General features: G+C 60.5%; 14 protein-coding genes. 11 read left to right on the top strand and 3 right to left on the bottom strand.

The window, feature by feature from the left end; all coding sequences use genetic code 11:
• Positions 1–154 precede the first annotated feature (154 nt).
• Together B5M42_RS15115 and B5M42_RS15110 are read right to left on the bottom strand one after the other, a co-directional pair.
• Positions 155–1,015, bottom strand: coding sequence for an AraC family transcriptional regulator (locus tag B5M42_RS15115; RefSeq protein ID WP_209280654.1), 861 nt, complete (start codon positions 1,013–1,015; stop codon positions 155–157).
• A 299-nt stretch (positions 1,016–1,314) separates the two neighbouring features.
• Positions 1,315–2,532 carry an alpha/beta hydrolase family protein gene (locus B5M42_RS15110; protein ID WP_230632925.1) on the bottom strand — a complete coding sequence of 406 codons (1,218 nt, stop codon included), beginning with the start codon at positions 2,530–2,532 and terminating at the stop codon, positions 1,315–1,317.
• 129 nt (positions 2,533–2,661) lie between these two features.
• Here B5M42_RS15110 and B5M42_RS15105 point away from each other — a divergent pair, with 129 nt between their 5' ends.
• From B5M42_RS15105 to B5M42_RS15055, 11 genes are all read left to right on the top strand, one after another.
• The gene (locus B5M42_RS15105; RefSeq protein WP_134749988.1) at positions 2,662–3,210 is read left to right on the top strand and encodes a PadR family transcriptional regulator; all 549 of its coding nucleotides are present in this window, start codon (positions 2,662–2,664) and stop codon (positions 3,208–3,210) included.
• A gap of 82 nt (positions 3,211–3,292) precedes the next feature.
• The gene (locus tag B5M42_RS15100) at positions 3,293–3,772 is read left to right on the top strand and encodes a hypothetical protein (RefSeq protein WP_134749986.1); all 480 of its coding nucleotides are present in this window, start codon (positions 3,293–3,295) and stop codon (positions 3,770–3,772) included.
• The gene (locus B5M42_RS15095) at positions 3,769–4,272 is read left to right on the top strand and encodes a hypothetical protein (RefSeq protein ID WP_134749984.1); all 504 of its coding nucleotides are present in this window, start codon (positions 3,769–3,771) and stop codon (positions 4,270–4,272) included. Before B5M42_RS15100 ends, B5M42_RS15095 begins: the two co-directional genes overlap by 4 nt.
• 126 nt (positions 4,273–4,398) lie before the next feature.
• On the top strand, positions 4,399–5,553 hold the full coding sequence (locus B5M42_RS15090) for a winged helix DNA-binding domain-containing protein (protein WP_230632924.1): 1,155 nt from the start codon (positions 4,399–4,401) through the stop codon (positions 5,551–5,553).
• A gap of 179 nt (positions 5,554–5,732) precedes the next feature.
• Entirely contained in the window at positions 5,733–6,179 is a 447-nt protein-coding gene (locus tag B5M42_RS15085; RefSeq protein WP_134749982.1) for a carboxymuconolactone decarboxylase family protein, read from the top strand.
• 327 nt (positions 6,180–6,506) lie between these two features.
• Positions 6,507–7,745 (top strand): sigma-70 family RNA polymerase sigma factor, encoded by a 1,239-nt coding sequence (locus B5M42_RS15080; RefSeq protein WP_134749980.1) that lies wholly within the window; start codon positions 6,507–6,509, stop codon positions 7,743–7,745.
• 457 nt (positions 7,746–8,202) lie between these two features.
• The gene (locus B5M42_RS15075) at positions 8,203–8,745 is read left to right on the top strand and encodes a DUF1697 domain-containing protein (RefSeq protein WP_134749978.1); all 543 of its coding nucleotides are present in this window, start codon (positions 8,203–8,205) and stop codon (positions 8,743–8,745) included.
• 436 nt (positions 8,746–9,181) lie between these two features.
• Complete coding sequence (locus B5M42_RS15070; RefSeq protein WP_134749975.1) at positions 9,182–10,720, top strand: bifunctional GNAT family N-acetyltransferase/carbon-nitrogen hydrolase family protein; 1,539 nt, start codon at positions 9,182–9,184, stop codon at positions 10,718–10,720.
• Positions 10,721–10,759: 39 nt separating this feature from the next.
• Positions 10,760–11,650: a nitrilase-related carbon-nitrogen hydrolase gene (locus B5M42_RS15065; RefSeq protein ID WP_134749973.1), complete on the top strand. Its 891-nt coding sequence runs from the start codon at positions 10,760–10,762 to the stop codon at positions 11,648–11,650.
• Positions 11,651–11,656: 6 nt separating this feature from the next.
• On the top strand, positions 11,657–12,079 hold the full coding sequence (gene speD, locus B5M42_RS15060) for an adenosylmethionine decarboxylase (protein WP_134749971.1): 423 nt from the start codon (positions 11,657–11,659) through the stop codon (positions 12,077–12,079).
• A gap of 222 nt (positions 12,080–12,301) precedes the next feature.
• Complete coding sequence (locus B5M42_RS15055) at positions 12,302–13,429, top strand: MBL fold metallo-hydrolase (protein ID WP_329959321.1); 1,128 nt, start codon at positions 12,302–12,304, stop codon at positions 13,427–13,429.
• A gap of 275 nt (positions 13,430–13,704) precedes the next feature.
• Here the strand turns inward: B5M42_RS15055 and B5M42_RS15050 are convergent, their stop codons facing one another.
• Positions 13,705–15,816 (bottom strand): multicopper oxidase family protein, encoded by a 2,112-nt coding sequence (locus B5M42_RS15050; protein WP_230632923.1) that lies wholly within the window; start codon positions 15,814–15,816, stop codon positions 13,705–13,707.
• Between the last annotated feature and the right edge of the window lie 73 nt (positions 15,817–15,889).

Raw genomic sequence — 15,889 nt, 5'->3', positions numbered from 1 at the left:
GCCCCTGGCGCCGCACAGCGTACCCGCTAACGGGTTCGCGAGGGTGTTATGCGGCTTGTGCCCGCTCGACGAATTCAAAAAAAGGCCGAAGACGCCCATCCGGGCTCTTTCGGCCTTTTCCTGCTCCTGCCGGGAGCATGTTCTCTCGTCGGCGTTATTTTTTCACAACCGGAATCCAGATCTCACATTCGTAGTCCTCGGCTGTCGTATCGCCTTGCGGATACACTTCCATTTCCGGCGCGCCCGAATGCTCGTAGCCCGTCGCGGGAAACCATTCCTGGAAGATGCGGGGCATCAAGTCCTGAATGGAATGGGGCAACGCGCCCCGGGCCGTGAATACGGCCCACGTCGAAGCCGGCACCTGTCGCGTTTCATAGCCGTCCACAGGGGAGTCTTGGCCAGGCTCGGCTGCAATCATGTACGTAAAATCGTCCCGTCCCGGCTGCATGTCGAGGCATAGCCCGAGCAGCAGGCCGTTTGCGCTGAGCGCTCCGAGCTTCGCCACGGTGCCGTCGCTGCCACACTCCTGCCAGAACAAGGGAATCCGCCGCAAATTGTCCCCGTCCTGACACGTCACGGTAAGTCCTCTGCCGACTACAGGAAATGCCTCTTTGTCTACAATTCGATAATCCATATTCTTGTCTCCCTTCACGGATAGCTGAAAAGAGATGCGGGGGAACGCCTTCAAAGCCACGCCTGCCCGTCGCGCTTCCGATGGCGTTATGCCGTGTACCTTGCGGAACGCCTTGGCGAACGACTCCGGCGAGTCATAGCCGTATTTCAGCGCTACGTCGATCACCTTCGCCGATGTCATCGCCAGCTCCTGTGCGGCCAGCGTCAGCTTGCGCTTGCGCGTGTAGTCCGCGACCGTCATCCCGGTCAGCATGTGGAACATGCGCTGAAAGTGAAACGGCGACGAATAGGCAACTTGGGCGATTCGTTCGATGTCGAGGCGCTCCTCCATGCTGCTTTCGATCAGGTCGATCGCGTCCTTCATCCGCAGCAGCCATTCCATCCGCATCTCCTCCTTGATTCGTATTGTAGCACGTGCAGAAGCCGTCCTCCTGCTTTTGCGTGCGCTGGGTGAACAGCTTTTGAAACCTTGTACCCCGATTATATAAAAAATTCCGCGTTTCCCCAATGACTATTGTCAAAAAAACCCAGTCGGGCCCGATGCAGCCGCAGAGCCGTCGGACACGGCCAGGCTCCACCCAGCGAGCCGTCCCTGGCGACGCCCGCGCCACCCGGTGACGCCGCTGGCTTGCGGTCGCGTTGCCGCTGTTTAGCCGCCGCCAAGTCGCGAACGCCGCCGATTCAGTGCGCCGTCATCCCGGCTGTCGTCGCCGAATGCACCTGCAGCGTGCGATCCAGCCACTCGAATACGCGGTGATTGAACAGCAGCAGCGCGCCGAAATGGCAATGCTCCTCCGCGCCGTCCTCGGCCGTGAAGGCCATGTACGTTTTCGGACACGTCAACGCTTCGTACAAACGCTCCGGCTGGCCGGCAAAAAAGTGATCCTCGGCAGCTTCGCACACGAGCGTCGGGCAGATGATCCGTTCGGCGACGCCTTCTAGCGTGCACGGCTCGGTCTTGTCGACAAGCTCCAAAATATCCGCGGCCTGAAAGGTGAACATGCCGTTCTCGACGGCCCAGCGGACGCCGGTATGCTGCTGCATCACTCGGGAGATGACGGCTTCGTAGTCGTCCCGGCCGCCGCCGGGCGGCAGGAAGGGACGGCCCAGCTCGCTGAAGCGGAACGTGTGCAGCCCGTCATTGGCGATGCAGGCCGCCAGTCGATGCTCGAACGCCGCAGCGCGGGGCGCCAGATAGCCGCCGAAGCTGATGCCCATGAGCGCCAGCCGCTGCGGGTCGATTTCGGCGCGAGTCAGCGCGTAATCGACAACCGGCGTGACGACATGCTCCCAGTCGTGACGAAACGGCAGCTGCTGCAGGCGGATGGCCTCGCCTTGGCCCGGCCCTTCGAAGGTCAGGCAGTTGTAGCCTCGCTGGAGCGCCGCTGCCGCTACCTCCAGATATAGCTCCTCGCCGGTGGAGTCGTAGCCGCCGTGTACGATCAAGGTCGGACGTGGCAGGCCGGAATTGTCAACCTTGTAGAAGTAGCCGGTCAGATGTGTGCCCTCGTAAGGAAAACGGACCGTCTCGACCGGGGTGTCGAGCAGCGCTGCCGCTTGTCGGAAGGTGCTGCGGCTATGTTCCCACGTAGCGATGATCCGCGGATCGCGCGCGTCGCCATGCAGGAAAAACTCCGCGGTGCGGTAATAGTTCGAGGCCCGTAAGTACGCCTCGCGCGCACTGACGCGTTGCCCGGCTGCCAGCGCTTCGTCGGCCAGCTTGTGGACGCGCGCCGCCGTTGCGTTCCACTCCGCATGCCAGCTCTCGAAGCTGCCTTCTTCGATGCGGTACGCCGTCAGCAGACATTCGCCGATATCGGCGCCGCCGTAGGGCGCATAGCTCAAGGTACGCAGCAGCTCGAAAGAAAAGGTTTGGTCGTTAAAAATCAGTTGCATCATCAATCTCTCCCTTGGTTTGTGTATTGTGATGTAAATCTCAATAGGTTAATATTAACTTATAACAACCGGGTTATTATGTCAATAATAACTTATGTTAAATTTAACTTATTTTCAAAAAGAGGTGCGCATATGAGTTCCATACCCTATGTATTGCTCAGCCTGCTGGCCCGCGAGCCGTTGAGCGGCTACGATATCAAGCAGCAAATGGCCGGACGAATCAATCCTTTTTATAAAATCAACAACAATCAGCTATATCCGGTGCTTTCCAAGCTCGAAGCGGAGGGACTTGTCAAGCTGCAGGCCCATGAACGTGAATCCTACCGGCCGGCCAAAAAAATCTACGCCATCACCGATCAAGGACTGGCAAGCCTGAAGGCTTGGGTGATCGAGCCCAGCGAGCCGGGCCAATGGGACGAGTTTCTGATGAAGATGTACAACTCGTGGCTGATCGACCGTAAGACGCTGATTCCGATTCTGGAGAACAAGCGGAGCGAGCACGATGGGCGGAGCCGCGCGTATGCAGAGCGGGTTGCCGGTTTTCGCGCGCAAGGGCCGCTGGCCAGCGACGATCCGTTTTTTTCGACAGTGGCGGTTATTGAAATGGGAGTCGGTTTTGAGCGGATGTATGTGGAATGGTGCGACAAAATGCTCGGCTGGCTGCGGGCTAATCAGGCATAATGCGCGCGGCGCCGACCATAATAAGGGAGGACGCGCCGGAAGCTTGCCCAATCCATCCGGCAGGTCGGAGGACGAGTGGCCGATGGTGGTTTATCTATATGTGCTGCTGAACGCAGCGTTGGTAGTCGTGTATGTCAAATGGCGGAGCGGTTGGCTGCATCCTCTGGAAACGGTGGTGTATGGATTTGCAGGTACGATTATGTTTCAAAATTATTCGGCGCTTCTGACGATGAATCTGGCGCGAGTGTTCATTTCCAGCCGGATTGAGCTGGAGCTGGCGCATGTGTTGAACCGTCTTGTGCTGTACCCGCTGCTCGGGCTGCTATTCCTCAGCCTGTATGCGGCAATGGCGACGCCTGTCGCAAGATTGGCCTGCACGGCTGCCGCAGTCATGCTGTTGACTGCAGCTGAACGCTTGGAGGGCCAGGCGGGTATTTTTGTACATATGAATTGGCCGGTGTGGTATTCGGTGCTGTATTGGTGCTTTTTCACCGTGGCCCTGGTCGGGTTCAGGCGCTTTTTCCGTGCACAGCTGCTGCGGCAATGGCGGAGGGACGCATGAATTATCATCTGGACCTGAATGAATGCGTGATGATCGGCTCCTCGCTGGTTGCGTTTGGATTATTTTGGCTGGTGCACCGATCGTTTTCCCGTATCGTGACGATTGCCATATGGCTGTTTACAGTTGCTTATGTAGAAAGTATTGATTACTTTCTGGCGGCAACGCCGTTCGAGCTGTACTACTGCGGCGACAATATCACGTATGAGCCTTCTACGGGCGTGATTCACCTCGTGTTATATCCGAGCTGTTCGTTCCTGTTTCTGTATTTGTACGATAAGTGGCAGGTGCGGGGTCCATCGCTGTTTGTGTACCTTGCTGTCTGGACGGTTCTATCGGTAGGGTTTGAAGGGGTGTGCGATTTGACGGGGGTGTTTACCTATACGGGCTGGAGCTTGAGCTATTCGATTCTGACCTATCCGGTTTCTGCGGTAGTCCTGATACGGCTGTTTCATTTTGTGCGCAAATATGAGCGAGTGCCGCTGTGCGCTCCCTCCAAATAAGGGAAAAGTCTTCGGATCAGGCCAAAAATCTTCCTCACTTGCCTTTCCGCTGCATCTTCGTCAAGATGGTATTCATCGGGATGCCCGATAGCGGGCTGGATCCCTTGACGGAAAGGCGGAATGACGATGGCAATCACGAGGGCAACGGGCATGCCGGGAGGCTCGGAAGGGTCTCCCCTGCTTGACGTTCGGGCGTTAAACCGCGCTTTGCTGGCCAGACAGCTGCTGCTGGAGCGGGTCCGGCTGCCGGTTATCGAGGTGGTCGAGCGGCTTGCGGGCTTGCAGGCGCAAGCAACGAACGCGCCTTATTACGCTCTTTGGGCGCGAGTGGAGGGCTTCCGGCAGGAGCAGCTGTCCGAGCTGATTCGCGACAAGCAGGTCGTGCGCATGGCGCTGATGCGGGCTACCTTGCATCTGTCTTCTGCGTCCGATGCGCTGCTGCTTCGCCCGTGGCTGGAGCCCGTCATGGTCCGCAGCTTGAAGGGCGTTTACGGCAAGCAGCTGCAAGGCGCAGATCTGGAACAGCTGGCGGCAGCCGGCCGGGAGCTGCTGACGGCGGAGCCGATGACCTTGGGCGAGGCTGCCCAGCGTCTGGGCGAGCGATGGCCGGAGCTGGCGGCAGACGCGATTGCTGCAGCCGTTCGCAATCGGGTGCCGCTGGTTCAGGTGCCGCCAAGAGGCATCTGGGGCGAAGGCGGCCAAGCGGCGCATACGCCGATTGAGGCATGGCTCGGCCAACCGCTGTGCCGCGAGCCGGAAGCGGGTCCGCTGCTGCGCCGCTATCTGGCGGCGTTTGGCCCGGCATCGGTGAAGGATATGCAGATGTGGTCGGGTATGACCGGCATCCAGAAGATCGTGGATGGAATGCGATCGGAGCTGGCCGTATTTCGCGACGAGTCGGGCCATGCGTTGTTTGATTTGCCCGAAGCGCCGCGTCCCGATGCGGATACGCCAGTTGCGCCGCGTTTTCTCGGTGAATTCGATAACATCCTGCTGTCCCATGCGGACCGTGGCCGGATCGTCGATGAAGCCGTTCGCCGGCGCGTGTTTACAGTGAACGGGATCATTCGTCCGACGATTCTGGTTGACGGGTTTGTGGCCGGAATTTGGAAAATCCTGAGCGAGCGGGGCCGGGCGGTGCTGAGCGTGGAGCCCTTTGCCGGGCTTGCGGAGCCGGTCCGCGCCGCGTTGGCGGAGGAAGGGCTGCGGCTGCTGCGTTTTGCCGAGCCGGACGCCGCTGCTTATGAGGTGAGCTTTCAAGCGCCACCGGCACGGGTCTGACAGCCTTACGGCCTTCCGCACCGGGATCGGGGAATTGTGCGCGGTGCGGCTGGCAGACGACGGCGCTTGCGGTGATGCGCCTGCACCGGCTGGCGGAACATTTTTTTGGGCAGAAGTGTCACAAAAGAAAGGGCTTATTTGTCTTCGGTACGTAACGTACAAGAGGAGGCGGAAGACGTATGGAAATGAGATTAAATTATCGGCAAGCCAGCCCGACAGCGTTGCAGGCCATGCTGGCTTTTGACCAGGCTGCCCGCAATAGCAGTGTCGACAAGGTGCTGTATGAATATGTGAAGCTGCGGGTGTCGCAGGTGAACGGCTGCGCGTTTTGCGTGGATTCGCATTCCAGGGATCTGTTGAAGCTGGGTGAGTCGTTGGATAAGGTGCTGCTGGTCAGCGCTTGGCATGATGCGCCCCATTTCACGGAGAAGGAGCGAGCCATTCTGGAGCTGGCGGAGCATGTAACGCGGGTGTCCGAGGTTGGCGTGCCGCAACGCGTGTACGATGCTGCAATGGAGTTTTGTACGGAAGGCGAGTATGTGGACTGGATTCTGGCGATTAATGTGATCAATGCGTGGAATCGGGTATCGATTTCGACGGGCATGTTTCCGGGCTGCTACTCGTAATGCCGGTTGGCGGGGAAGATGCGGCAGGGCCGTAGCGGACGGACTGCGATCGTGTGAGGTATAATCAAGAAAGCTGGTGAAGGGGGCCTGTGGGCTCCTTTTTGCCGTGGGGCGTGCTGTCGTGGAGGATGTGTGGCGGTTGGCAATCGGCCGCATCGTGTCGGGCAAGCCGGATAGTCGTGCAATCGACGGAATCGGAGCGGGTTGCGCAATGAGCTGGCTGAGCGATGGCGCGTATCGGGAAGCGGCTTGCGGACATCAGGCTGCGATTACCTGGATGACGTTACAAATGACTGGGAATCCGGAAACGGGAAGGGGGCGTAGACGGTGCAGGGGCAAAGCGGATGTGGACCTTCGGCGGTCGAGGTCGAGCGGTTGTATGAGGAGTATCGGGCATATGCGTTTGCGATTGCCTATCGGATGCTTGGAACGGTGTCGGATGCAGAGGATGCGGTACACGATTTGTTCACGGAGCTGGCCGGCTGGGACGGCGCGCATGTGCGTCATTGGAAGGGATATCTGGCCAAATGGGTGACGAATCGCTGTTTGAATGCGTTGCGTTCGGCGCGGCGGCAGCGTGAGCTGTACACGGGCGAGTGGCTGCCGGAGCCGTGGATGTCCGCGGAGCTCGACCCCGGCGAGGAGCTGGTGCGGAAAGATACGCTCGGTTACGCGTACATGGTGCTGCTGGAGCGGCTGGCTCCGGCGGAGCGGGCGGTGTTTGTGCTGCGCGAGGCTTTTGGCTACGGCTACGACGAGATTGGCGCGATGCTGGACAAAAGCGAGGCGAACTGCCGCAAGATCTGCAGCCGCGCGAAGCAGCGTCTGCAGGAGGCGGACAGCGCCGACAGCGCTGAGGCTCGTCGCGCCGCTGTGAGTGGCGGCAGCGCGCGCGTAGGGCACGGCGACGACGGCGGCGGAGCGGGAGCGCGTGCGATGCGCAGCGAGGCGGACGGCGGAGCGGGAGCGCGTGCGATGCGCAGCGAGGCGGACGGCGGCGCGGGAGCGCGTGCGATGCGCAGCGAGGCGGACGGCGGCGCGGGAGCGCGTGCGATGCGCAGCGAGGCGGGCGGCGGCGCGGGAGCGCGTGCGATGCGCAGCGAGGCGGGCGGCGGCGCGGGAGCGCGTGCGGTGCGCAGCGAAGCGGGCGGCGGCGCGGGAGCGCGTGCGGGCCTTGCGGCCGACCGCGCTGCGGTGGTCGGCCGCTTCATCGCCGCGTTTCGCAGCTGCGACGCGGCGGCCATGCTGGCCGTGCTGACGGAGGACGCACGGCTGGTGACGGATGGCGGCGATCGCGTGCGCTCGGCCATCCGTCCAATTCTCGGCGCCGACCGGGTGACGGCGCTGCTAACCTCGCCGCGGGCGTTCGTGTCGCCGCGGCAGTGGACCTCCGCGCCGGTGCAGCTGAACGGCGCGCTGGGCCTTGTCTTCGCCTTGAATGGCGAAGTCAAGGCGGCTTTGGCCTTCCGTTTTGCGGCGGAAGGCGACAAGCTGGAGCGGCTGTACTGGGTGCTGAATCCCGAGAAGCTGACTCATTTGCAGCCGCCTCCTGCTCCTGCGAGGTAAAGCGGCCTCGCCCAAAATGGCCTGTAAACAGAGCGGCCGCGGCCCTATCAGCGCCCAAGCAGGGAGGCCAATCGTTCCGCTGCTGCGGACAGTCGGTTGACAGCCATCGGACGGTCTGCAGAGGGCGCTCGTCTGTCCGCCCGTCCCGCTGCCAGTGGTGGCAGCCTGCCGTCTGCTGATCGCCCCGCACGGTCTGCGTGCGGCGGATGCCGAAAGCACGTTCGCTTTTTGGCCGGTAAAAGCCTATAATAAAACTATATTCCTAAAAGTGTGGTGAAAAAGTGGCCGGAGAGTCGATAGGGAGTTGGAACAGCGTCAGCGGTCGCCTTTGTAGACAGATTTTCACCCCAAAAAGGTCATTCCATCGAAAAATCCGGCTACAGTAGCGAGTGCAAGCCGCTATCGACCGGCGGACACTGGTTGTTCACCACACTTCTAAATGAGAGGCGGGAGCCTGATGACGATTCATGTGGCGCTGCTGCGCGGCATTAATGTAAGCGGTCATAACATTATCAAGATGGCCGAGCTGAGAAAGGCGCTGGAGGCAATGGGACTGCAGCGCGTGCAGACGTATATTCAGAGCGGGAACATCGTTTTTGAAGCGGCTGCCGGCCCGCAGGAGCTGGAGGAACAGATTCGCGAACGGATTCAGGCTGATTTTGGCCTGAAGATTTCCGTGATGGTACGCACGGCCGAGGAGTTTGCGGCCATTATGGCCCATTGCCCGTATGCGTTTGAGGCGCTGAAAGAGGGAGAAAGCATTCATGTGTCGATGCTGAGCGAGCTGCCGTCGCAGGCGCAGCTGGAGCGGCTGCCCGCATGGGAAAGCGCCGTTGACGAATATACGATTGTCGGGCGTGAGGTGTACCAGCTGTACCGCCAGAGAACCTTGGATTCCAAGCTGGGAGCGCATGTGGCCAAAATCCCGCTTCCGGCGACGGCCCGCAACTGGAAAACGATGCTCAAGCTGGAGGCCATGATCCGGGCCATGCAGGAATAACGGTCTTCCAGCATATGTAATTGGGCTCGTAGCTGCACGCCTTGCCTTCGTCTTTACCTGCGACGCGCAGCAGCTTTGCCGGCCTACAGCCGTCAGATCAACCCTGACGCACAGGCGTCCCGCCGAGGGACGCTTTTTTGTCATGACTGCATTCCCTCGCAGGCTCAGCAGATTGTCGCCGTAATCGCATTCCCTCGCAGGCCCAGCAGATTGTCGCCGTAATCGCATTCCCTCGCAGGCTCAGCAGATTGTCGCCGTAATCGCATTCCCCCGCAGGCCCCCCAGATTTTCGTCGTGCCGCCATCCGGTCTCATGCCCTCAGATTGACGCCGTGCCCGCAGCCCCCGCAAATTTTACACACGATTTACAACAGCTTAATATGGCGCTGCGCTTCCGACGGTATGATGGATATAAACGGGCAAAAAGAGGCGTGATTATGACAGCAGATTCCATAACGCAATTCGAGAAAAAGGTGCTCATCCGCACCATCGAGCGGAAGGATTTCGGGCAAATCATCCAGCTGCAGCATGTATGCTTTCCCAATATGAAGCCGTGGACGCTCGGTCAGCTGGAAAGCCACATCCGCATTTTTCCGGAGGGGCAAATTTGCGTCGAGCTCGACGGGCAGATCATTGGCTCCTGCTCCAGCCTGATCGTCAATTTTGACGATTATCTGGAACAGCACACGTATTCCGAAATTACCGATCAAGGCTACATCCGCAACCACAATCCGCGCGGCGAAAGCTTGTACGGGATGGAGGTCATGGTTCACCCGGACTTTCGACGCATGAAAATCGGCCGCAGGCTCTACGAAGCCCGCAAACGGCTGGCCGAGCAGCTCAACCTGCGCAGCATTATCGTCGGGGGCCGCATTCCCGGCTATCATAAATACAACGACCGCATGTCCCCGCGCGAATACGCCGAGGAAGTGCTGCAGCAAAACATCTACGACCCGGTGCTGACGTTCCAGATGATGAACGGGTTCACGCTCAAGCGGATCATCACGAACTATTTGCCCGACGACGAGGACTCCATGAACTACGCCGCCCTGCTGGAGTGGAACAACATCGAATACAAGCCCAAATTCAGCAAAATCCACTACAAGCTCAGCTTTCCCGTGCGCATTTGCGTCATCCAGTACATGATGAAAAAAATTGACTCCTTCGACGAATTCGCCACGCAATGCGAGCATTACGTCGATGTGGCCTCGGATTACAAATCCGATTTTGCCGTATTCCCGGAAAATGTAACCACCCAGCTGCTCAGCTTCTTGGAGGAGCGCTCGCCGAGCCTGGCCGTCCGCAAGCTGACGACGTTCACGCCCCAGTACGTGGAGCTGTTCTCCGATCTGGCGGTCAAATACAACGTCAATATCATCGGGGGCTCGCATTTCATCGAGCAAAATAACCGGATCTACAACGTGGCCCACTTGTTCCGCCGCGACGGCACGATTGCCCGGCAATACAAGCTGCACATTTCGCCGAACGAACGCAAATGGTGGGGGATTAACGGCGGCTCGCGGCTGGAGGTTTTCGATACGGATTGCGGTAAAATTTCGATTCAGCTCAGCAGCGATATCGAATATCCGGAAATTTCGCGAATTGTGGCCGAGGAGGGGGCGCAGATGGTGTTCGTGCCGTTTTGCGCCGAGGACCGGCAGACGTACCTTCGCGTCAAATATTGCGCGCAAGCCCGCGCGATTGAAAACCAGCTGTTCGTAGTCACCTCGGGCACGGTCGGCAACCTGACACATGTTGATAACGTGGACATTCAATATGCGCAGTCGGGCGTGTATACGCCGGCCGATTTTTCGTTTTCGCGCGACGGGGTTGCGGGAGAATGCAGTGAAAATACAGAGACAGTGATCATGGTCGAGGTCGACATGGAGACCTTGAACCGCTATCGCAAAACGCAGGACGTGCTGTCGTTCCGTGATCGGCGGACAGACATTTATTCGCTGCAAATCCGCTCCTGATCAGGGGCGGGCTATGCGGAAACCGGGGGAGCCATCGAGATGAAGCCAATAACTATTGCCGCCGCCCAGTACGGGCTCGGCCGGCTGCGCAGCGAAGCGGATTTTTGGGCGGGACTGCGCAGCCGCATCCGCTACGCGGCAGAGCGCGGGGTGCAGCTGCTGCTGCTGCCGGAATACATGACCGCTCATCTGCTGAGCCTGCAGCCGGTCATGACGCACGAGGAAGCGTGCCGCTATCTGGACGGGCTGACGGAGCAGTATGTGGCTTTTTTCCGCCAGATCAGCCGTGAGACCGGACTGGGCATTCTGGGAGGAACGCACATTTGCCGAGGTTCGTCCGGAGGGTTCGTCAACGAAGCGTTTCTGTTCAGCCCGGACGGCCGCGTCGATCGCCAGAGCAAGCTGCATTTGACGCCGGAGGAAGCGACGCGCTGGCCGCTGACCGCTGGAGAGGAGCTGCATGTGTTTGCAACCGCTTGGGGCCCGCTTTCGATTCTCACCTGCTATGATATGGAGTTTCCCGAGCTGGCGCGTGCAGCGGCGCTGCGCGGGGCCGAGCTGCTACTGTGCCCGTCTTATACGGACAGCGCCTTCGGCTACCATCGGGTTCGCTACTGCTGTCAGGCGCGGGCGGTGGAGAATCAGCTGTTCGTGGCGCTGAGCGGCATGACCGGCCAACTGCCGCAGGAGCGTCCGCAGGTCGATCGCGGCTACTGTCAAGCAGCCATATTCGCGCCGTGCGACGCGCCGTTCAACGAAGCGGGCGTGCTGGCTGCAGGCGAGCCGCAGCGGGACATGCTGGTCGAAGCGGACATCGATTACACCGCCTTGCGGTTTAACCGGATGTATGGTGCGGTGGCTCCGTTGTACAACCGCAGGCCGCAGCTATACGAGCAGCAATCGCGCCACATTTTGATCAAGGAGAGCTGAAGGTTCATGGAATATTCGACATATGGACGCCATGTGGCGTTGGATGCGTGGGGCATTGAGTTCGACCGGCTGAACGAAGTGAACGAGCTGACCCGCCGGATGGTGCAGGCTGCCGAGGGAAGCGGGGCGACGATTCTGTCGGTGCAGGGCAAGCAGTTTGAGCCGCAGGGCGTGACGGTATTGGTTCTGCTGTCGGAAAGCCATTTATCAATTCATACGTACCCGGAAAAAGGCTTCGCCGCGCTCGATTGCTACACCTGCGGCGAGACGGTTGATCCGCGGCAGGCGCTGGAAGCGATGCTCGCGTATTTGCAGCCCGAAGCCGTACATCACGCGCAGCTGATTCGCGGCATGGGCGCGCTGCAGGTAGCGGCCGGGACGGAGGAGCCGGGCCTCTGGCGGGAAGCGGGCTTGCGCCGGGAAGCTTGAAGCTGCTGGCGGTCGGAGCCGCGCTTCAGAGGTTGCGCGTAATCTGCGGACTGGATGGAATCAGGCAGCTGGAGCCAGGCAGCCGATGATGTGAGGGCAGCCCGCGTGGTCCGGCTGGCGTGCGAAATTTGAATCCCGTAACCGGCAAGCGTATGATGAGAGGGATATCATCACACGGGAGCCGCTGCATGAGGCGGCTGCCCGGCGAACGGAGGAATTTCGGTGTGGCTTGCGATTGCCGATACGATAGCGGCGTTGATTGTCGGGTTTTATTTGTTTTTGCGTTTGTATCCGCCGTTTGGCGACGGCAGACGGACAGAGGCGCGGCTGGCGGCCAAGCGCCGCTCGCCGCAGTTTGAAGCCGCGGGAAGCCGGGGCGGCCGATTTGTCAACACGCTGCCTTCTCAGGTATCGATGGGATTCAAGGATTCCATCCGTATCATGGCGGAGATGTTCAAAAGCCGCAAGCGGACCAAACCGGCCAAGCCATTTGCTGTGCAAACGCTGACGGCTGCGCAGCTAGCAGCGCAGCCGGGCGATGCGGCGCGCGTGGTCTGGTTCGGGCATTCCGCGCTGCTACTGCAGATCGGCGGCAAGACGCTGCTGCTCGACCCGATGCTGGGCAAGACGCCGTCGCCGTTTCCCGCCTTTGGCGGCGGACGGTACGGCGAGCGGCTGCCGATCAGCGCGGGCGAGCTGCCGCCCATCGACGCCGTGCTGTTCTCGCACGACCATTACGACCACCTGGATTACGGCACGATTCGCAGGATTAAGGATAAGGTCGGGCGCTTTATCGTGCCGCTTGGCGTCGGCGCGCATTTGGTGCGCTGGGGCGTCGAGCCCGCGCGAATCAGCGAGCACCAGTGGGGCGAGGAGCTCGAATGGGAGGGGCTGGCGCTGGCTTGCACGCCCGCCCGGCATTTCTCCGGCCGCAGCCTGAACGACCGCGACGCCAACCTGTGGTGCTCGTGGGTGATCGACGATGGGCAGACGCGGGTGTTTTTCAGCGGCGACAGCGGCTACGGCCCGCATTTCGCCGAGATCGGCGAGCGGTATGGGCCGTTTGATCTGACGCTGATGGAATGCGGCCAGTACGACGAACGATGGGCGCCGATTCACATGATGCCGGAGGAAACCGTCCAGGCCCATATCGATGTGCGGGGCAAGCTGCTCATCCCGATTCATTGGGGCGCGTTCTCCCTGGCGCTTCACAGCTGGACCGATCCGGTCGAGCGGGCGGTGCGCGCTGCCGTCGAGCGAGGCGTAGCGATTTGCACGCCGCGGATCGGCGAAATCGTGCGTCTGGACGGTCACGATTACCCGAATGCCGCGTGGTGGCGCGAGGCGTAAAGCTGCCTTGGCGGGGCGCGGCGTTACAGACCGACCGCGCTGCGCCGCTCGCGTGTAGAGCGCGGCCGCACGGGTCTGACGCGGCCGCGTAAGGCTGGCCCGCGCTCCGGGAAGTCGCGCGCGGTCCGCTGCTTCGCGCCGCCGCAAGCGGAAGACGCTGGGGATAACGGCGTCTCTGTCTTTTCGCCGTGCGGCTTACACCGCGCAACAAAACCAAAGCTCCGGCAGCCTGCGGAAGAGGCGGCGCGGAGCTTTTTTCGTCCAATTGGTTTATATTATTCCGGGTGATTGACCGTTTCCGTCCCTACCATAAACGGCGTCGTGACGCCTTCATACATCAAATGCATCGACATGCCCACCGCTGCGTGGCTCAAATTGTGGCAATGGTCCATCCACAAACCCGGATTGTCGGCGCGAAAAGCAACCTCAAACGTGTCGCCCGGCTGCACGTCCAGCGTGTCCGACCACCAGGTACCGCTAACCGGCTGACCGTTGCGGGTAAGCACGAGCATGTGATGGCCGTGCAGATGCATCGGGTGATCGACGGCGCTGCGGTTGATGATCGTCGTTTTGACCAGATCGCCCTCCCGCACCATGAACATGGGCGTATTCGGGAACAATTCGCCGTTAATCGTATACAGGTTATTGAACTGGCCGTTATAAAAGCCGAATTTGTTGTCGAGTACCATCGTGAACTCGCGATCGAACTTACTGTTCCGGTCAAAAGGCGTCTGCGTCTTGGCTCCATAGCGGGCCGGGTCGAACACCGCCGACTGGCTGGGTACCTCCGGCAGCGAGCCTGTGCCGTTCGGATTCATCAGCAGGCCCAGCTTGCCGCCGTTTGCAAGGCTGAGCAGAACGGGATGATCAGGCATCGTAAATTCAATATCGTAGCGGCCGCCGGTCGTCAGCTCCAGCCGGGTATTTTCCAGCAAAGCCGGGTCGGCGACATCCGTTCCGTCGATCGCTGTGACCTGAAACGGCGCTCCGGTCAGCAAATACCGCTGCCGTACCCAGTCGTCGGTATTGATCAAGCGCAGGCGCACCGGCGTACCGGGCATCATGTTGAGCGCTTCGGTCGTATCGGAAGTGCCGAAGGCCAGCCTGCCATTCCACATATGGGTGATGACCGTAATATCCTTGACGGCCGGATCGGTTTCGCGCGGTTCGACGATCAGCGTACCGAACAGCCCTTTTTGCACGGCTTGTTGAGAGTTTTGATGCGAGTGGTACCAATAGGTTCCGGTTTGATTGGCGATAAAACGATACGTATACGTCTGTCCCGGCAATACCGCGTCCTGCGTCACGCCGGCAACGCCGTCCTCGGCGTTGGGCACATCCAATCCGTGCCAATGCACCGTCACGCCGTCCTCGATGTCCTGATTGGTCAGCGTAACTTCGACCAGCTCGCCTTGCTTGACGCGCAGCTCAGGGCCGGGAATTTGGCCGTTATACGTCCAGGCCTCGACTGTTTTGCCCGAGCTGAGCTTGACGGAGGCCTTCTGCGCGGTTAACGTGAAGCGCCGGTCGGGCGTTCCCTCCTGCGGCCCGGTCAGCGCCGTAACCGGCGTCGCGTCGGCACTGTCGGCTATGTGCGCGTGGTCGTGGCCTTCCATGCCCTCCATGCCGGCCATCGCCGCCATTCCCGCTCCGATGGAGCCGCCGCCGTAATCGGGCACGCCCTCCGACATGCTCAGCTCCGCCGGCAGCTTGCTTTGTGCCTGCGCTTGAGTCGCTGCGATCCAAGCGCCCGCACCCAACGCAGCGGCAATGATCGCGTACACGCTCAGCGTCAGCCAAGGACGGCGTCGCACGATGGCATTCGTCTTGCTCGCGGCGCCCTGCCGCAAGTCGTGGCGAACCCACAGCAGCACGATCGCGGCGAGACAGATCAGCACCGGCCAGCTTTTATTCCACTGCAGCGGTATCGGGGTATTCAGAGCAAAATAAAACGATGTCAGCGCGCCCAGCGCCGCGGCTTGAAACGGCACGATCATCCCCGGATCGGCAGCAAGCCTGCGCAGCTCGGCGTCCGGGGCCGCTTCCGGCGCGGCTTTGCGCAGCTTCAGCAGCTTGGGGATGGACAAGCCCGCCACGGCAAGCAGCGGGATCAGCGTCAGCGGCGCATGGATATACAGCCGATCCTGCCAGAGCAGCGGATGCAGTGAAACGGTCATGCCGCCGATGGCTACTTCTGCTGCCGCGCCCGGAAGCAGCATCAGCACCGCCCAGAATAGCTGTTTGCCGGCCTTGCGGTGCATAGCTTTGCCGGTTGGCTGGTAGAGTAGTCCCGAGGCTTTCGCCCCGGCGATCCAGGCGAAGACGAACAGCAGCAGCATGCCGGCCATTTCCGCCTCCATATAGATGGAATACCATAATGATTGCAAGTGAAATCCTCCTCGTCGTGTCGAATGCCATGTGACCAGTGTACCGTAGCCGTCTGGAATGCAACACGAACCA

This window comes from Paenibacillus athensensis (genome assembly GCF_004514475.2).
GTDB lineage: Bacteria > Bacillota > Bacilli > Paenibacillales > NBRC-103111 > Paenibacillus_AL > Paenibacillus_AL athensensis.
This window is presented reverse-complemented; position numbering and strand designations above follow the sequence as displayed.